The 18,369-nt window shown below is 47.6% G+C and carries 14 protein-coding genes; 1 reads left to right on the forward strand and 13 read right to left on the reverse strand.

From position 1 onward, the window contains the following. Positions 1-5 precede the first annotated feature (5 nt). Complete coding sequence (locus BGP75_RS21955) at positions 6-986, forward strand: NADP-dependent oxidoreductase (protein ID WP_076721067.1); 981 nt, start codon at positions 6-8, stop codon at positions 984-986. A 75-nt stretch (positions 987-1,061) separates the two neighbouring features. On the opposite strand, the gene BGP75_RS21960 is transcribed toward BGP75_RS21955, so the two are convergent. From BGP75_RS21960 to pilM, 13 genes are all read right to left on the reverse strand, one after another. Further along, positions 1,062-1,328: a hypothetical protein gene (locus BGP75_RS21960; RefSeq protein ID WP_076721068.1), complete on the reverse strand. Its 267-nt coding sequence runs from the start codon at positions 1,326-1,328 to the stop codon at positions 1,062-1,064. A 30-nt stretch (positions 1,329-1,358) separates the two neighbouring features. Next, entirely contained in the window at positions 1,359-1,967 is a 609-nt protein-coding gene (locus BGP75_RS21965; protein ID WP_076721069.1) for a YjaG family protein, read from the reverse strand. Positions 1,968-2,219: 252 nt separating this feature from the next. Further along, complete coding sequence (gene hemE / locus BGP75_RS21970) at positions 2,220-3,287, reverse strand: uroporphyrinogen decarboxylase (protein WP_076721070.1); 1,068 nt, start codon at positions 3,285-3,287, stop codon at positions 2,220-2,222. 275 nt (positions 3,288-3,562) lie between these two features. Next, positions 3,563-4,987, reverse strand: coding sequence for an FAD-dependent oxidoreductase (locus BGP75_RS21975; protein WP_076721071.1), 1,425 nt, complete (start codon positions 4,985-4,987; stop codon positions 3,563-3,565). Between the two features lie 103 nt (positions 4,988-5,090). Beyond that, complete coding sequence (gene gltB, locus BGP75_RS21980) at positions 5,091-9,536, reverse strand: glutamate synthase large subunit (protein WP_076721072.1); 4,446 nt, start codon at positions 9,534-9,536, stop codon at positions 5,091-5,093. A gap of 177 nt (positions 9,537-9,713) precedes the next feature. Further along, positions 9,714-11,507, reverse strand: coding sequence for an AAA family ATPase (locus tag BGP75_RS21985; RefSeq protein ID WP_076721073.1), 1,794 nt, complete (start codon positions 11,505-11,507; stop codon positions 9,714-9,716). 107 nt (positions 11,508-11,614) lie between these two features. Continuing rightward, positions 11,615-12,694: a 3-dehydroquinate synthase gene (gene aroB / locus BGP75_RS21990; RefSeq protein ID WP_076721074.1), complete on the reverse strand. Its 1,080-nt coding sequence runs from the start codon at positions 12,692-12,694 to the stop codon at positions 11,615-11,617. 19 nt (positions 12,695-12,713) lie between these two features. Further along, positions 12,714-13,217, reverse strand: a complete 504-nt coding sequence (gene aroK, locus BGP75_RS21995) for a shikimate kinase AroK (RefSeq protein WP_255395954.1) — start codon at positions 13,215-13,217, stop codon at positions 12,714-12,716. Positions 13,218-13,240: 23 nt separating this feature from the next. Next, positions 13,241-15,358, reverse strand: a complete 2,118-nt coding sequence (gene pilQ, locus BGP75_RS22000; protein WP_233153002.1) for a type IV pilus secretin PilQ — start codon at positions 15,356-15,358, stop codon at positions 13,241-13,243. Between the two features lie 94 nt (positions 15,359-15,452). Further along, positions 15,453-16,061: a pilus assembly protein PilP gene (locus tag BGP75_RS22005; RefSeq protein WP_198939512.1), complete on the reverse strand. Its 609-nt coding sequence runs from the start codon at positions 16,059-16,061 to the stop codon at positions 15,453-15,455. Beyond that, positions 16,048-16,650: a type 4a pilus biogenesis protein PilO gene (locus BGP75_RS22010; protein WP_076721076.1), complete on the reverse strand. Its 603-nt coding sequence runs from the start codon at positions 16,648-16,650 to the stop codon at positions 16,048-16,050. Before BGP75_RS22010 ends, BGP75_RS22005 begins: the two co-directional genes overlap by 14 nt. After that, positions 16,650-17,204, reverse strand: coding sequence for a PilN domain-containing protein (locus BGP75_RS22015; protein WP_076721077.1), 555 nt, complete (start codon positions 17,202-17,204; stop codon positions 16,650-16,652). The genes BGP75_RS22010 and BGP75_RS22015 overlap by 1 nt, the downstream gene beginning before the upstream one ends. A gap of 2 nt (positions 17,205-17,206) precedes the next feature. Beyond that, positions 17,207-18,268: a type IV pilus assembly protein PilM gene (pilM, locus tag BGP75_RS22020; protein WP_076721078.1), complete on the reverse strand. Its 1,062-nt coding sequence runs from the start codon at positions 18,266-18,268 to the stop codon at positions 17,207-17,209. Positions 18,269-18,369: the final 101 nt, after the last annotated feature.

An 18,369-nucleotide genomic window follows, 5' to 3' on the forward strand; every position in this document is an offset into this window, starting at 1 on the left:
CTTTTATGAAAGCTGTACGTCTTCATCAATTTGGTGGTCCAGAGGTATTGAGCTACGAGGACGCCCCCGTTGCTTCTCCTCATTCGGGGCAGGTACTGATAAATACAATAGCTGCCGGTGTTAATCCGATTGATTGGAAAACACGTGATGGGGGTGGGGCTTCCGGTTTTCTCGGAGATTTCCCGGTGATACTCGGGTGGGAATGTTCGGGGAGAATAGCGGTGATTTCTTCTCATCAGGGACGTTCTCAGGAGAAAAATACACAAGGCGCTGATCGCGAGTGGCAGGTCGGTGATCTGGTCTTTGGACTGCTTAATTTTCCGGAAGCCGGAAACTGCTATGCAGAAAAGGTTATTGCGGATACTAACCACATTGCTCGGATTCCGGATGGTCTTGATCCTCTACTGATGTCAGGACTGCCATTGGTTGGGCTGACAGCATGGCAGGCGTTGTTTGAGGCTGCGAATCTACAATCAGGTCAGAAGGTTCTGGTCCTTGCGGCTGCAGGAGGGGTGGGGCATATAGCGGTACAGCTTGCCAAATGGGCTGGAGCCTGGGTAGCAGGTAGTGCCTCATCTTATAATCAAGAACAACTCATTCAACTCGGTTGTGATCAGGCGATAGACTACCGGCAACAGCAGTTGGATGAGGTGTTAAGTGATATTGATGTAATCATTGATGCTGTAGGAGGTGAGACTGCAATTGCCGCTTTGGATTGCCTTGCGGACGACGGCATCACGGTTACGTTACCATCTGTCTCTGCTGCACAGGTTGTTGACGCCGCAACAAAAAAGAATCGAAAAGCGGTACCGATGCGGGTCAGTCCAAATGCTGCTCAGCTGGAAACACTGGCACAGTTGATGGCTGATGGGGAATTGAAGTTGAATCTGGACCGGGTCTTTCCGTTGAATCAGGTGGCGGATGCTCATCTGCGTAGCCAAAATGGACGTCCTCAAGGAAAGATTATTTTGAAAATCGCTGACTGACAGCGGTGGGCCTGGGCGAATAAAACATGCTGTTTGGTGGTATTCGCCCCTTAATGCTGTCGATAATAGAAACTATCAGCGTTTTTTCTGATATAGCCCGATGGCACAGAGAATAAGCCCAAGTACGGAAATCAGCATGGCACCATTTACCCAGCTGGTATGTCGTTGAAAGTACGAGATGAAGGGGTGGTTCTGAGAAAAGTCGCAAACCTGTCTGCTGTAGTCGAATGAGCCCTGTTCCCGCAGGCATTCGTTTACCAGAGACAGTTCAGAAAAATACCCGCCCAGCAAAATTGCCATCGGGAATATCAGCAGTACCAGTCCAATACGCAATGTCGACATATGTAAACCTATCGTTGTTGTTCTTTTAATCTATTCGTCGTCACAGATACCGATATTACTGACGCCTTCATTGGCAGCGAGCTGGCGCAGCTGATCCAGCATAGATGCTTGCTGAGTCTTTATTGAACGGAGCTGTTCGAACACCTGCTGTTGAAACTCCAGCTCCTGATCCATCAGCTCATGAGTGTTAATGAATCGGACCAGTTCTTCGTCAGATAACTCAGGATCTGCAATGACTTCTAAATAGGTTGCCACAGATTCCAACGACAATTGACCGATATTTTCGGCTTCTTCGGCACTTGCCTGCTCCATCTGGGTGATCGCCGCACAGACTGCCACGGAAGCGTCCAAAGCGGGATAAACACCGTACATATCATAGTCACTTACATCAGGAACTTCGGCATCGACCCGTTCCAGTTGGGTTTCAAAATTAACTTTACCACCCCGTTGACAGAGCTTTTCCCAAACCTTGTCCAAGGCCATTCGAAGCACATCAGTGTTACCTGTTTCTGTTACTCTTGAGAATAGCGCGTAATTCGGGAACATCCTTTCGGCAATTGCTGCGGTAAAGGCAGCCAATTTCCAGGCTTCGAATTCCTGTAGATTCTGCTTGGTTGCCTGAGTTGTAAAGTTGTTCATCGAGATGACCGCTCCTCTGTTTGTTACCGGGCCTATTTTACGCTACTCATGATGCTGGGGGCACGATATATTCTCTTGGCTCAAAACTGCCATATATTTATTGAGTTAAAGACCGCTATCGGACCTTTTAGTCAATTCATCAGGGGGATTGTTACCAAGAAATTGTTACCTGTATAAGTCATTATAAAAAAACCCGCAGCTCTTACTGCGGGTTCTCAGATATAAAGCGATCAGGCAATATTCACCAGGATGTTATTTCTGATGGTAGGCTGCGCTGAGTTCATGCACCGCATCGACAAATACTTTTGCATGATCTGGATCTGCATACTGGTGAATACCGTGGCCGAGGTTAAATACATGGCCGAGGTTAGGGCCGAACCCTTCCAGAATAGATGCAACTTCGGAGCGAATACGTTCTGCGGGAGCATAGAGTACAGATGGATCCATATTACCCTGGATGGCTACTTGATTACCTACACGCTGGCGGGCGTCGGCAATCTCTGTTGTCCAGTCCAGTCCCAGTGCATCGGTACCTGTAGCTGCAATGGATTCCAGCCATTGACCACCGTTTTTAGTGAACAGGATGACAGGGACTTTGCGGCCATCATGTTCACGGATCAGTCCGTCGACAATTTGCTTCATGTATTTCAATGAAAACTCCTGATAGCAAGGACCGCTGAGTACTCCGCCCCAGGTATCAAATATCTGCACGGCTTGGGCCCCTGATCGAATCTGTTCGTTCAAATAGGCGGTAACGGTAACGGCCAGCTTATTCAGCAGTTCGTGCATCACTTCAGGGCTGGCATACATCATTTGTTTAATATGGCGAAAGTCCTTACTGGATCCTCCCTCAACCATATAGGTGGCCAGGGTCCAGGGACTGCCGGAAAATCCGATTAATGGTACACGTCCGCCCAGAGCTGATCGTATTGTTGTGACAGCGTTCATCACATAGTCAAGATCGGTGGACACGTCAGGTATTGGTAGATCCGCAACATCTTTCTCTGTTCGTACTATTTTTTTGAATCGAGGACCTTCCCCGGTCTCAAAATAGAGCCCAAGACCCATTGCATCTGGAATAGTGAGAATATCTGAAAATAGAATCGCTGCGTCTAGCTCAAAACGTTCAAGTGGCTGCAGGGTAACCTCACAGGCAAACTCAGCATTGCGGCACAGGCTCATAAAATCACCGGCTTGACTGCGTGATGCCCGGTATTCAGGGAGGTAACGACCAGCCTGACGCATCATCCAGACAGGAGTAACATCTACCGGCTCTTTTAGCAAAGCCCGTAAAAACCGATCGTTCTTTAATTCAGACATGTGATAGTTGCTCTACTCTTTAGACAAATTGCGGCTCAGATAGTGAACAAAAAAACAGCTCGCGATTTAATTATTAAACAGGCCCTTATTATAGAGGCTCAGAAAGTAAAAAGGCACGGAAACCCGTGCCATAAATGATATTGCTCAACCGTTTCTGCTGTCCTTTGCATGGTCGCCGGCAGAAGGCATCAATTAACCCATGTCTTCAGGGTAATTTCTTAGCCTAACTCCTGAGTTAATGACCAGACGTTATCAGCCAGGTCGTTTAAGAGTGATTAAACCTCCAGGAAATCTAAGATGCCTTCTGCAGCTTGACGGCCTTCCGCAATTGCAGTGACTACTAAGTCTGATCCGCGGACCATGTCGCCACCGGCAAAAACTTTGGGATTAGAGGTCTGGTAACTATGCTTGCCTTCCTCGGCGGCTATCACGCGCCCATCGTCATGCAACTCAATACCAAATTTTTTAAACCAGGGCGCAGGGCTGGGGCGGAATCCGAAGGCCACTAAGACTGCATCTACCGGTATAACTTCTTCGCTGCCTTCGACGATTTCCGGGCGGCGTCGGCCATTGCTGTCCGGTTCTCCCAGTGCCGTGGTAACCAGCTTAATTCCACTGACCTTCCCATTCTCTCCAACCACTTCCACGGGTTGTCTGTTGAACAGGAATTTAACGCCTTCTTCCTTGGAGTTGATAACTTCCTTTTTAGAACCGGGCATATTAGCTTCATCCCGGCGGTAGGCACAATGGACGCTTTTCGCATTCTGTCGAATGGAAGTACGGTTGCAGTCCATGGCTGTATCACCACCACCGAGGACGACAACACGCTTCCCTTTTAAGTTAATAAACTCGGCGGGATCTTTTTCATAGCCAAGGCAGTGGTTAACATTTGAGATAAGGAACGGCAGAGCATCATAAACCCCTTCTAATTCCTCACCGGGAAAACCACCTTTCATGTAGGTATAGGTACCCATACCCAGGAAAACGGAATCGTATTCGTCCAGCAGGGTTTGGAATTCGATATCCTTACCGATTTCAATATTCAGAATAAACTCGACTCCCATGCCTTCCAGCAGCTCCCGGCGGCGGGTAATAACGCTTTTTTCCAGTTTAAATTCAGGAATACCGAAAGTCAGCAGCCCACCAATTTCCGGGTGACGATCATAGACAACGGCACTGACACCATTGCGGGCAAGAATATCGGCACAAGCAAGTCCAGCCGGTCCGGCGCCAACAATGGCGACTCGCTTACCGGTAGGAACAACATTTGAGAGATCTGGTTTCCAGCCCATACTGATGGCGGTATCAGTAATGTATTTTTCAACGGAGCCAATGGTGACTGCACCAAAGTTACCTTCATTGAGTGTGCAGGCTCCTTCGCAAAGGCGGTCCTGAGGGCAAACCCTCCCACAGACTTCCGGCAATGAGTTGGTCTGATGGCAAAGCTCAACGGCTTCAAGAATATTGCCTTCTGATACCAACTTGAGCCAGTTCGGGATGTAGTTGTGCACAGGGCACTTCCACTCACAGTATGGATTGCCGCATTCCAGACAGCGATGAGCCTGAGAGGCTGCTTCTTCCTGTTTAAATGGGCCGTATATTTCGGCGAATTCTTTTTTCCGGACTGCAGCGCGAACCTTTGTTGGCTCTTGGCGCTTGACTTCCACAAACTGAAAATCATTGTTTAGGCGATTAGACATAACACCTATTTCCTCATTTTCGGCTCCCACCGGGGTGGAAGCACAAATTCGTCGGATAACACCATCATTCTAAGTCCTGTTCAGGACTGGTTCCTGAGCAGTGTTATTCAGGACGTGTACGCATCTTGTCGAGTAACTCACCGAGACTGGCTGCTTTCGGCTTAACCAGCCAGAACTTAGCGATGTAATCATCAAAGTTTTCCAGAATATGCTGTCCCCAGTTACTTTGGGTTTCATCACAGTATTCGGAGATCACTGAGCGAAGGTGATTACGGTACTCCTCCATGCTGTAGTTGCTTATACGGTGGATCTCTACCAGTTCGTGGTTATACTTATCCACAAAACTGCGATCCAGATCCAGCACATAAGCAAAACCTCCGGTCATGCCCGCACCGAAGTTATAGCCAGTATTGCCCAATACGGTAATCAGTCCGCCGGTCATGTATTCACAACAGTGGTCGCCAGCACCTTCTATTACCGCACTTGCACCGGAGTTTCGAACCCCAAAGCGCTCTCCGGCACAACCTGCAGCAAACATTTGGCCACCAGTGGCGCCATAGAGGCAGGTATTACCTACGATCGAGGTTTTTTGGGTTTCGAAGGCAGATCCCGTTGGTGGGCAAATGACGATTTTACCTCCGGCCATTCCCTTACCGACATAATCGTTGGCGTCACCTTCCAGATAGAGATTAAGGCCCCCTGCATTCCAGACCCCAAAGCTCTGACCTGCTACACCATTAAAGCGTAAGGAGAGTGGCTTATCTGACATTCCCTTATTGCCGTAAAGTTTGGCGACTTCACCGGAAAGGGTTGCGCCTACCGAGCGGTCACAGTTAGTAATAGTAAATTCAAACTCGCCGCCGTGTTTACCATTCACCGCATCACGGCAGGTTGCGACAATATTCTGATTTAGTGTACCTGGATCGAACGGTGGATTTTTTTCGACCTGGCAGGTCTGGGGTTTACCACTATCAACGTAATCGTTTTCCAGGATTGGAGTCAGGTCCAGGCCTTTTTGCTTATCTGTAGTTCCTGGAAGAATCTCCATCAAGTCCGTTCGTCCTACCAGTTCTTCCAAAGAGCGAACGCCCAGTTTAGCCATCCACTGTCGGGTTTCTTCTGCAATAAAGGTGAACAGTTGCTTCACCATTTCGACAGTGCCGATAAAGTGCTTGGAGCGCAGGTAATCCTGCTGGGTGGCAACACCGGTAGCACAGTTGTTCAGGTGACAGATACGCAAGTACTTACATCCCAGCGCTACCATGGGTAACGTACCAAAACCAAAGCTTTCCGCTCCCAGTATTGCTGCTTTAACAACATCAAGACCGGTTTTCAGGCCACCGTCTGTTTGTACTCGGACTTTATCGCGCAAGCCGTTGATGCTCAGGGCCTGGTGGGTTTCACTCAGGCCGATTTCCCAAGGAGATCCAGCATGTCGGATAGATGTCAGCGGGCTTGCAGCAGTACCGCCGTCATAACCTGAAATGGTAATAAGATCTGCGTAAGCTTTGGCAACACCTGCGGCAATAGTTCCAACTCCAGGTCGGGACACCAGCTTAACTGATACCAGAGCTTCAGGGTTTACTTGCTTTAGATCGAAAATAAGCTGAGCCAGATCCTCAATCGAGTAGATATCATGATGGGGCGGTGGCGATATAAGAGTGACGCCCGGTACGGAGTAACGTAACTTGGCTATCAACTCGTTAACTTTGCCTCCTGGTAGCTGCCCTCCTTCACCGGGCTTGGCACCTTGAGCCACTTTAATTTGCAGTACATCGGCATTAACCAAGTAATGGGGGGTGACACCGAACCGCCCAGAAGCAATTTGTTTTATTTTTGAACGACGATTAGTTCCGTAGCGAGCAGGGTCTTCGCCTCCTTCGCCAGAGTTTGAACGGCCACCTAGATCGTTCATTGCCATGGCCAGAGCTTCGTGAGCTTCCGGAGATAGAGCTCCCAGTGACATCGCTGCGGAATCAAAACGCTTAAAGATTTCAGTAACAGGTTCTACTTCATCCAGGCTTATCGGTGTTACCTGCTTCAGTTTGAATAAATCCCTGAGCGTAGCAACAGGACGCTGGTTAACCAAGGCAGCATATTCTTCATAAGCCCCTGGGTTGTTTTCCTGCACTGCTTTCTGGATATTTTTCACGACATCCGGATTATAAGCATGGTATTCCTTGCCGTGGACGAACTTCAGCATCCCGCCCTGATCAATCGGTTTGCGTAATTTCCAGGCATTTTCCGCCAGCAATTCCTGCTCCCGTTGGAAGTCGTAGAAAGTCGCGCCTTCGATACGACTGGCCACACCTTTAAAGCACAGGTTAACTACTTCGCTGCTAAGGCCAATTGCTTCAAATAATTGTGCGCCTCGATAAGAAGCGATGGTGGAAATTCCCATCTTGGAGAGAATTTTCAAGAGGCCTTTGTTGATGCCCTTACGATAGTTGGCGTGACAGGTAATTTCATCCCCCTGTATTTCACCTGTGGCAACCATATCGTTAATAACCCGATACGCCAGGTAGGGATAAACCGCCGTTGCTCCGAAACCGAACAGCACTGCCATTTGGTGGGAATCGCGAGCACTGCCGGTATCTACAATAATATTTGTATCACAGCGTAAGCCTGTTTTAACCAATCGATGGTGGACGGCCCCGGTGGCCATGACTGCAGGGATTGGCAGGGTACCCTGCTTGATATTGCGGTCGGAGAGTATCAAAATTGCTTTGCCATCGCGAACCGCTTTCTCTGCCGCATCGCAGAGATTTTCAATCGCCGACTGCAGTCCAGTCTGTGGCTCGTAATTCAGATTTATATAGTGATTCTCAAAACCTTCAAGTTCATTACTATATAGTTTTTGGTATTTACGCGCAGAGAGTACCGGTGAGGCCAGGATAATTCTATGGGCATGCTCCGGAGTATCATCAAATACGTTGCGCTCAGCTCCGAGACAGGTTTCCAGTGACATGACCACTGCTTCTCGTAGAGGATCTATTGGTGGATTGGTTACCTGAGCGAATTGCTGGCGGAAGTAGTCGGTAATTGGTCTTACCCGTTGAGATAATACCGCCATTGGGGTGTCATCACCCATGGAGCCAACGGCTTCCTGAGCCATTTCCACCAGTGGTCGAATCACCTGATCCCGTTCTTCAAAAGACACCTGATACATTTTCATGTGGGTCTTCAGCTGATCAGGAGAGAACACTTTAAACTCAAGATCCTGATCGCGCATGGTGGCTTCAAGGCGTGTTGATTGCTGTCTTAGCCACTGTTTATAGGGGTTGGCACTCTTCAGGCGATTATCTACATCCTCGGTGTGCAGAACTTCACCTGTTTGAGTGTCAATAGCCAGTATCTGCCCAGGGCCGATACGTCCTTTAGCGACAACATCTTCCGGCTTGTAATTATAGGTGCCGACTTCAGATGCAGTGCAGATAATACCGTCCGTTGTCATCACCCAACGGGAAGGGCGCAAACCATTGCGATCAAGCATGCAGACAGCAGTCCGGCCATCGGTCATCACCAATCCTGCAGGGCCATCCCAAGGCTCCATGTGCATAGAGTTATACTCATAGAAAGCCCTGAGTTCCGGATCCATGGTATCGACATTCTGCCATGCGGGTGGAATAAGCATTCGCACTGCCCGATAGATTTCCATGCCGCCAGCAGTCATCAATTCAACCATATTGTCGAGGCTGGAAGAGTCGGAGCCGGTTGTGTTGACGATTGGGTGCAGTTCCTGGAGGTTAGGCAACAACTCTGTTTCGAACTTACTGGATCGGGCGTTGGCCCAGTTTCGGTTACCTTCTACGGTGTTAATTTCGCCATTATGGGCAATTGTTCGGAACGGTTGAGCCAGGGGCCAACGTGGGGCTGTGTTGGTTGAGAAGCGCTGGTGATATACGCAAATTGCGGTTTCCAATCGCTCATCACCTAAATCCTGGTAGAAACTGGTGAGATCTGCAGGCATTACCAAGCCTTTATACGAAAGCACCGTGTTGGACAGGCTACATACGTAAAAATCTTGCTCTTCGGAAAGAGCCAGCTCTGCTTTTCGGCGAGCAACATAGAGGCTAACGGTGAGCTCTTGTGTTGTTTTGTCATGACTATTGACAAATACCTGTTCGATCCTTGGTAACGTTTCCAAGGCGATGGGTCCACATGAAGAAGAATCGATAGGAACTTCTCGCCAGCCGACTAACTCAAGCCCTTGGGCTTTGAGTTCTTTATTCATCTGAGCACGGGCAGCATCTGCTCTGACAGTATCCTGGGGCAGGAACACCATGCCCACACCGTATTGCTCTGACAGTGTTGCGGAAAAGCACTCGCTTGCTTGAGTACGTAAGAAGCTGTCGGGCATCTGCATTAACAGGCCACAACCGTCGCCGGTTTTGCCGTCAGCAGCAATGCCTCCGCGGTGGGTCATACAAGTCAGGGACTCAATGGCCTTGAGCAATAGTTCGTGACTACGCTCCCCGCTGATATGGGCCATTAGGCCAAAACCACAGTTGTCCTTAAACTCGCCAGGGCGATACAGTCCTGTTTTCATAAGCAGTTCTCACTCAAACATTCTTTACAATCAACCGGTTAGGAAGAGCCACAAGGTGCGGTGGAAAAGACCGGCTGACAAAAAGGGACCAGCATTTTACCTGTGAAAGGGCCTGAGGACAAATTAATCGATTTTTTTGGCCCGGGTGAGTAAGATCGGCACGGTATTTGCCGTCAATTATTTTTTACGACGAATGTCATCCTGGACTCCTTGAACGCTTCGTGCCCATGGATTGTTTTTGCGTATATCCGCAGGAAGAGACTTCGCTGCTGCAATTGCTTTATCCCGGTTTGCGTACCTGCCGTATACCACGACATACCAGGGTTTCCCTTTGTAGATCGTCGAAAAATAGTAGAAGTTATCGCGGTTTTTCTGAGATTCAATGAATTGTACAACGCTCTGCTGCTTTCGTGCCCCAAGCATTTGTAAGGTGTAATTCTTGGCATCCCAGCTCATCAGCTCTTTTTCCCGTAAATAGGGGGATGCAGGTTGATTTTTGGTTGCAAGCTTTGTTTTGGGCGGTTTAATCGAGACAGGCTTTGAAGGGGGGCTTACGGCGGCTGATTTTGCCGGTATCTGAAGAACCAGTTTTTTGGATGCTGGAGCACTCTGCTTCGATGTTTGATTAGCTGCTAAGGAACTTGAGTCTGATTCCTTGACAGGAGCCGCTTTTAAGTTGCTATTACTCTTGTCATCAGGAACCGGTTTCGGTGATTGATTGGATTGTGGCTTGACGGTCTGCGCTGCTATGGGTTGTGGTGTTTCTGGTGCAATCCGGTCTTTCTTGTCAGTCTGTAATTTGATACTAGGTAATTCGGGTTGAATTGTCTGTGGCTTCGGCGTTGATCCAGGACTTGTCTCTGGTTTAGAGGTAATAACGTTTGTATTTGCCGTGCTGGTTTCTGTTTTGGAAAATTGCTGAATACTCGCTTGAGATTCTGCTTGCAGTTGTGCTTCTGCTTCTTTTAATCGCTGCTCAAGAGATTGATCCAGCTCAGCTATGGCTGACTGATCCACCTGCTGAGTGCTGGTTGGTAGTGGCAAGTTAACCCGAATTCTGTCTGAACTTTCCTCTATCTGTGCATCTGGTACCAGTATCCAGCCAATAAATGCAATGGATGCAACTGCTGAAAACAGTAGTAGATGAAGTTTTGGAAATTGGTTCCAGGATGATCCCTGGGGCGGGGTTTTTACCTTCTCAACTGCTCCTGAAAGCAGTTTATCCATCGCTTTAGGTACTCGACCGGGTAAACCTAAGGACTCCCGATGGATAGTTTCCAGCTGCTGTTGGCTTAGGTCATTAATTGCTGAACCATATTTGTGTTGTAAAAGCCCTTGAATCTCTTCCAGGTTAAAAGAGCGTAGCTCAACAAAATGGCAACTCGATTCCACGGTCTCTTTGAATCTGTAATCAGTATTCAGTTTCTCAGCTAGTTTTGGGGTTGCAAAAAAGACCAGGTGAGGACGGGCGTCTGGATTTCTGATTGATGGCAATAGTTTCAAAAGCAGTTCGAGGCCATCATCATTAAGGCGATCACCATCGTCTACAATAATTAAGAATTGTCGGGAGGTCTCCTGTAACAGATCAGCATGCTGGTAGATTGCTTGAAGTTTGGCTTCGTTTGAAGAGGGGGGCGCCAGATCAATACCTAATTGCTCGACCAGTTGTTCCAGTATTTCAGAAATACCAGTGTTTGTGGTAATCGAAAGGTAACAGGCGCAGACGCCAGTATCCTCGTCATTAGGAAACAGCTGCTTTGATAAAATTGTTTTACCACTGCCTGCTGGACCCAGAACAATCTGGATAAAATTACTATAGCGACTGAGGTGTTCAAGTTTCTCCAGTATCTGTACATGGAAAGGAGGCAAGTAGTGCTCGCCTTGTTCCGTTTCCAGGAGAAGCGTTGGCGCAAGGTCAGCCATGTTTTCGGAAAATCCATTGGCGTTTGATTCGGATCTTGTTCCCAACATGCCTGGTGCCTACAAAAATCTAATTACAAAGTTATTCTGCAATGTCTGACAAGGAATTTGTTTACCGACGTTGCTGCCCAAAAAAGCTCTCTTTCTGCGGCGGCTCTCTACCCGGTTGCTTCATCAAGTGTGGCCTGGAGATCGGCTGATGGAAAATCAGCTGTGACAACTCCTTGTCCCAGGGCTTTTAATAAAATCAGTCGTAACTGTCCATCTAACACCTTTTTATCCACGGACATGAGTTTGAAAAAATCGTCTGAGGACATTTTAGTTGGTGGTTCTAAGGGCAGAGAGGCTGCTCTTAATATGGATTTTATTCTCTCAACATCAGTAGCGCTCAGCCATCCTAAGCGTTGTGACAACTGGGCGGCCAATACAGTTCCTGCTGATACTGCTTCACCATGAAGCCAGCCCCCATAACCAACATGGGCCTCGATAGCGTGGCCAAAGGTATGGCCTAGATTCAACAGTGCCCTTTTTCCAGTTTCTTTTTCATCTTCTGCTACAACCTGTGCTTTGATCTCACAGCAGCGACGAATGGTATCTGCCAGAATCTGGGGGTCTCTATTGAGCAGCGATTGCATGTTGTGTTCTAGCCAGTTAAGAAACTCTAAATCCAGTATCAGTCCATATTTGATGACTTCCGCAATGCCTGCTGAGAGTTCGTTGTCCGGTAAGGTATTGAGAGTGTTGGTGTCTATCACCACAGCTTGGGGTTGATGGAACGCCCCTATCATGTTCTTTCCTAAAGGGTGGTTGACGCCTGTTTTACCGCCCACAGAAGAATCAACCTGAGAGAGTAGAGTTGTCGGGATCTGAATGAACTCGACCCCTCGTTGATAGCATGCCGCAGCAAACCCCGTCATATCACCAACAACCCCTCCACCTAGGGCGACTAGGGTTGTTGTGCGATTGTGTCGTTCAGATAGCAGCTGACTAAATATCAGGTCGAGAGTAGCCAGATTTTTGTAGCTTTCACCGTCGGGTAACACCACTGTAGAAACAAGCTTATCTGCTAACGCGGATTTGACCTGTTCAAGATATAGGGGTGCCACTGTCTCATTGCTTACAATCATGACCTGTCTTGAGCGGACATAATTTGTCCAGAGCAGGGCATCGGAAATGATATCCTGGCCAATAAAAATAGGGTATGAGCGATCGCCAAGATCAACAACGAGTTGGTGCATTTGGGAGTAGGCCTCTATATCATTTGTCCAGATACTGCAGTATCTCACGAACTACCGCTCTGGGTCTTCGTCCGTCAGTTTTTACTAAATAGTCACAACATTCCTGATAGATTGGGTCGCGAATAGCCATAAGGTCTGAGAGAACCCGGGCAGGGTTATCCGCTTGCAGCAAGGGCCTGTTCCGATCCTTGGCGGTTCGTTCAATCTGCTGCTCAACAGAAGCATGGAGATATATAACTGTTCCTCGTGATTGCAGATATTTACGGTTTTCTTCTCGTAATATCGCACCACCTCCTGTTGCCAGGACCAGTCCGGAAAGGGATGACAGATCATTTATTGCAGCGCTCTCGCGACGGCGAAAGCCATCCTCCCCTTCAACATCAAAAATCCAGGGGATGTCGGCACCCGCCCGATCTTCAACCTCCTTGTCTGAGTCTTTGAATTCCAGATAGAGTTCTTTAGAAAGAAGGCGGCCTATGGTGCTCTTGCCAGCGCCCATAGGCCCAATAAGAAAAATATTCAATGCTTACAGCGTCATCCACGAAGCTAACGTGCGGTGACAGACTCCTCGATAATTTTAGGGGTGATAAAGATTAACAGTTCAACTTTGTTATCTTTGTTCAATGTATGCCGGAAGAGATTGCCGACTATTGGCAGGTCACCAAAAAAGGGTGTTTTTGCCAGACTGCGGGATGTTTCATTTTTAAAGACTCCACCCAACACAACGGTTTCACCGTTATCGACCAGTACTTGAGTTTCTAGCTCGTTAGTATCAATGCCGACTTCTCCGTTGGGCAAAGTTTCACCAACAGAGTCTTGATTAACCTTAAGATCAAGGATCAACCGATTATCCGGTGTAATTTGAGGGGTCACATCCAATGATAATACGACATCTTTAAATTCAATGCTTACTTCCCCATCTTCCACCGTTTGAAATGGAATCTCATTACCTGACTGGATTCTAGCTTGCTTCCCGTTAGCAGTAATGATCTTTGGTTGCGATATAACTTCAGCCTGGCCATCAGCTTCCAGGGCTGATATTTGGAAACCCAGAAATAAATCGTTGTTACCGAAACCAATGGCAAAATTGGATGCACCGGTTGTTGTTGCACCCAAATCGACATTAAGAGTCGTTGGAATTTCAGTAATGGGGAGCCCTCCGCCAGCTCGTCTGACATCATCCATTCCAGAACCGATAACGACTCTGTTACTGCCGTCATTTACGCCGCCAAGGCTCCACTGGACTCCCAGATCTTTGGTGGCGTCAGTGGATACAGTTACTATTCGTGCTTCGATCATTACTTGTCGGACTGGAACATCCAGTTTCTTTAACGCGCGCCTCACTTTGGCGATGTTTCGATCCGTATCCTGAATCAGCAACATATTGGTACGAGGATCAGGTTTCATGCTGCCTCGTTCAGATAGCATGCCTTGTTCACTGCTTAATAGAGCGGCGATCTCGGCTGCTTTGGCATAGTTAACCTGCAAAAACAGAGTGTTCAACGGAGCTAATTCTGCTACCTGTTTATTGGTTTCCAGCTCAAATCGCTCACGTTCGGCAATTTCTGAAGCAGGAGCGACCATCATGACATTGCCTATAACACGCTTGTCGAGACTTTTGGTTTTTAATACTAGCTCTAGTGCCTGGTCCCAGGGAACGTTTTTTAAACGAAGGGTAATATTGCCGCCAACCGTATCGCTCACTACAAGATTCAGATCGGTTACGTCAGCAATGATCTGAAGTACTGAGCGAATATCGATGTCCTGGAAGTTTAAGCTGAGCTTCTCTCCGGTATAGGGAAACTTTTCACGTTGTAGCTGATCTGCTTCAGCATCAGTAATTGGTTTAAAGTCAATTACTAACTGGTTTTCTGACTGATAGGCAAGGTAGTCATAAGGCTGTGCAGAGGGTTTGATCAGTATGCTGGTGTTGTTGCCATTCCCCATAGCGTCTATAAACGTGATTGGAGTTGAGAAGTCCTGAACATCTATGCGCTGCTCCAGATCGGCGGGAATCTGAGCACCAATCAGATTGACAATAACGTTGGAACCCTCTTCAACGATATCCACACCTGCTTTACTGTCCGTAAGGGTAATCAATATGCGCCCCAAATCCCCTTCGATACGCCGAAAATCAATACTTTGAATTGTAGTTCTGGCGGAAGCCGCTTGGGCGGTTAACGTTTTCTTTGGGGATACCGATGCATCTGATGATCGGGCGACTGTGCCCGAGCCAAATACAATAAAAAGACTGTTTTCTTCAATATAGGCATCGTATTCCGTTGCTTCGTAAAGATTGGCTATCAGTCGGACTCGACCTTTTACTTCGGCTAAATTGACACTATCCACCTGGCCGCTCTTTATATCGAGGTTCTTGGTACCAAGGCCATTCTTTACGCCCCATAAATCAAGGACAACTCTTGCCGGGTTTTCAATCATATAGGAGCGAGGGATTGGCGGAGGGGCATCAAAATCGATACGAAGCTCCATTTTATTGCCTGGCAGTGCAACAAATGAGGTATCGGTGATTGTTGCATCGGCTTGGACTTTGTTACTAAGAGTGATACTGCTCAAGGTAAAGACAAGACAGGTCAGTACCATCAAAGAGGTTAAATGAGTGTATGTTTGTTTGATAGCTGACCCCATGGATGCTCTCTTAGTCATTGACGCTGTGCTTTTTATTGTCGTGTCTACTGATGCTGTATTTATTAACACTTTATTTATTAACGCATTATCTATCAACATAGTCACAAGCCGCCTATTCGCTTTTTTCGACTAACACCAAATTCCGAGGACGCTTCATCCAGCCATCCCGGCCATTGGGCACAATCTCTACAATATCCAACTGGGTTTCATTTACCTGAGTGATCTCGCCATAGTTTCGGCCAAGATAATTACCCTTGTGCACGCGGTGGATCTCACCATTGCCATCCTCTACCAAGGCCATTAACTCGCCTTCCCCAAGCATGTGAATCGTGCCGACCATTCGTAGAGCCAGAATTTTAAACGCTTCGAGGGGTTCTTTTGGCCTCTCGAAATCAGGCTTTAAGTCATTCTTTACTATTTCCTCCTCTTCGCTTGGCTCCACCCGAATCAGGGGCTGAAAGGGGCCTCTTAAGCTGGTCGCTCGATAAAGAAAGCTTTCATAGGGTTTAAATTCCGGGAGGGGTTCTATAGAGCCAACGGGGGTTTCCTGAGTTTCTTTGACGTATTGGCGGAGGTCATCAAGGCCTTCGACTTGAATGCAGGCTTGCAGGATAAGGCTGACCAGAATCAGTGAAAATAATCTAAGCGCTGACATGTTGCTATTCTTATTTTTTTCCGCCGCATTATTTGACATTTTAGCGATGTTGCTACTTGTCATCATAACGATAGGTCCTTGCAGCGATTGTCATACTCAGATCTCCATCCCGGCTGATGGGGGATATAGTGAAATCGTGTAGCGTTACGATCCTGGGCAGAGCAGCAACACCACTGACAAATTCACCAAGCTGATGATAGCTTCCTTTTACTTTAATATTAATCGGCAATTCAATGTAAAACTTCACTTTTTTCTCAGGAGCGAGAGAAATAACGTCGAAGCTCAAACCACTGTTCTGGCCGATATCGGTAATGTCTTCGAGCAACCCCGGAACTTCTGTATCGGTTGGAAGCTGTTTCAGCAGTTCTGAGAAGCGTTCTTCCACATCGACCATTTGTTGCTTGAGCGCTTCAAGGTTCGCAACCTGATAAGCCTTGATCCTATACTGATCTTTGAGATCGGGCTCTTTTCTAACTTCTTGCTCGTGAGCGGTAACCAAGTCCTTGATATAGAAATGATAGCCCCCGGTAATCCCTGCTATCAAGATCAATAGGTAAAAAACAACTTTAACGCCGATAGGCCAGGAGCCTGCTGCAGAAAAATCCAGGTTATTGATATCAAAACCGCGGAAGCTATTTTTAAATCCGGTCAGCATCAGGAACCCTCCTCTGGCTTTGGCTTGGAAAGGCTAACTTGCATATTGAAGTTCTTTAGATCTTCTCCCTGACCTACGCTGCTAAGGTTCGGCTCGCCAAACCAGGGGGAGCGATTCAGGCTCCTCATTAGCTGAGAAACATCTTTATTAGCTTGCGCGCTGCCGTTTACCTTAAGAATATTCCCACTACGGGACAGGGAGGTGTAATAGAGCTCTTCAGGAAGAACTCTAACGAGTTCATCAAACACACGCACAATGACGGGTCGGTTGCCCTGTAAATCCTGAATGGCCTGCAGGCGTTCCAACAATCGTGCCCGCTTTTCCTTAAGCTCCTTTATTTCCTTGATTTTGCTATCAAGATTTGCCATTTCCTGGCGGAGGTAATCGTTACGTTGTTTTTGCTTAATAGTCTGGGATTCGATGTAAGCACCGGCTCCATATACAACAGCACCTGCCAATATAACAAACAGGAGGCTGTAAAGAGAGAAGCGCTGTTGTCGGTCTTTTCGACGATCTTCACGCCAAGGGCGCAGATTGATAAGCGTGTTAGCCATGATTATCCCTCAAAGCTCCGCAATGCCAAGCCACAGGCCAGCAGTAAGGAGCTGGAGTCTGCTTCGAACTTGGTTCGGTTAACTTTAGAACCTAGCTTCATTCCGCTAAACGGATTCGCCACCTGTGTGTTGATTCCCAGCTCTTGTTCTACTGTTTTATCTAAATCTGATAATGCTGACACACCTCCTGATAGCAATAGAATATCCAGTTCAGCGTGCGTACCTGAGGAATAAAAGAACTGCAGGGATCTGGATATCTGCTGTGCAGCGGTTTGTTTAAAGGGCTCAACATAACCTCTGACAAGGTCTTCAGGGAGGCTTCCTTCTTTTTTGGCCCGTTCAACCTCGTCAGCACTCATATCAGCAACCTGACTGAGGTTGTGGGTAAGGTCATTGCCACCAAAGACTTGCTCACGACTGTACACAACCTTCCCTTCTTCAAGGACATAGAGAGACATACTACTGGCACCAATATCTATCAGGCCGACGGTCTTTCCTTCAAGGTCATGGGATTCGCTGAGCAGTGGAAATGTCCGTTCCAGGGCGTAGGTGTCAATATCTATGACATCGCATTGCAGACCTGCGCCATTTACCGAATCTTCTCTGGACTGCACACTATCCTGACGGCAGGCGACCAGTAAAACGTCATTTATCTCTGGGTCTGTGGCGGATTGACCACGAATCTGAAAATCAATAGCAACTTCGTCCAGAGGATAGGGGATAAATTGATCCGCTTCGACTTTAATCTGCTCTTCCAGCTCATCCTCAGTAAACGAACGGCTAAACTCAAGGTCTTTGACAATCACTACAGAAGCAGGTACTGAAGTGATAGCCATTTTATTTCGAGACCCCGAAATACGAACGCCTTTTTTAAGGGCCTCGGCAACAATCGGTACTTCTTGAACGTTGTTATCGATTACTGCCCCTTCGGGCAAGTGAACAACGGCATAAGAGTCAATTTTATAGCCCTTGGAAAGTTGGGACAGTCCAAGGACTTTCACGAAGGAGGAGCCAATATCGACTCCTAGCAATGGTTTGGATTTTGTTTTAAAAAGGTTTGTCACCGAATAATCCTTAGTCCACGTGGTCCAATCGGCTGAGCTCCGGTTTGTTTCCGGCAATTATAGGATATTTAACGCTATCCTATTTCGAATTTAGCATCAAA

The organism is Motiliproteus sp. MSK22-1, assembly GCF_001968815.1.
Lineage (GTDB): Bacteria > Pseudomonadota > Gammaproteobacteria > Pseudomonadales > Balneatricaceae > Motiliproteus.

Coding starts and splice junctions, on each gene's coding strand:
- BGP75_RS22005 (WP_198939512.1), bottom strand. CDS start 16,061: ATGATGACAAGTAGCAACATCGCTAAAATGTCAAATAATGCGGCGGAA.
- aroB (WP_076721074.1), bottom strand. CDS start 12,694: ATGCACCAACTCGTTGTTGATCTTGGCGATCGCTCATACCCTATTTTT.
- BGP75_RS22015 (WP_076721077.1), bottom strand. CDS start 17,204: ATGGCTAACACGCTTATCAATCTGCGCCCTTGGCGTGAAGATCGTCGA.
- BGP75_RS21985 (WP_076721073.1), bottom strand. CDS start 11,507: ATGTTGGGAACAAGATCCGAATCAAACGCCAATGGATTTTCCGAAAAC.
- BGP75_RS21975 (WP_076721071.1), bottom strand. CDS start 4,987: ATGTCTAATCGCCTAAACAATGATTTTCAGTTTGTGGAAGTCAAGCGC.
- pilQ (WP_233153002.1), bottom strand. CDS start 15,358: ATGACTAAGAGAGCATCCATGGGGTCAGCTATCAAACAAACATACACT.
- BGP75_RS21965 (WP_076721069.1), bottom strand. CDS start 1,967: ATGAACAACTTTACAACTCAGGCAACCAAGCAGAATCTACAGGAATTC.
- hemE (WP_076721070.1), bottom strand. CDS start 3,287: ATGTCTGAATTAAAGAACGATCGGTTTTTACGGGCTTTGCTAAAAGAG.
- gltB (WP_076721072.1), bottom strand. CDS start 9,536: ATGAAAACAGGACTGTATCGCCCTGGCGAGTTTAAGGACAACTGTGGT.
- BGP75_RS21955 (WP_076721067.1), top strand. CDS start 6: ATGAAAGCTGTACGTCTTCATCAATTTGGTGGTCCAGAGGTATTGAGC.
- BGP75_RS21960 (WP_076721068.1), bottom strand. CDS start 1,328: ATGTCGACATTGCGTATTGGACTGGTACTGCTGATATTCCCGATGGCA.
- BGP75_RS22010 (WP_076721076.1), bottom strand. CDS start 16,650: ATGCTGACCGGATTTAAAAATAGCTTCCGCGGTTTTGATATCAATAAC.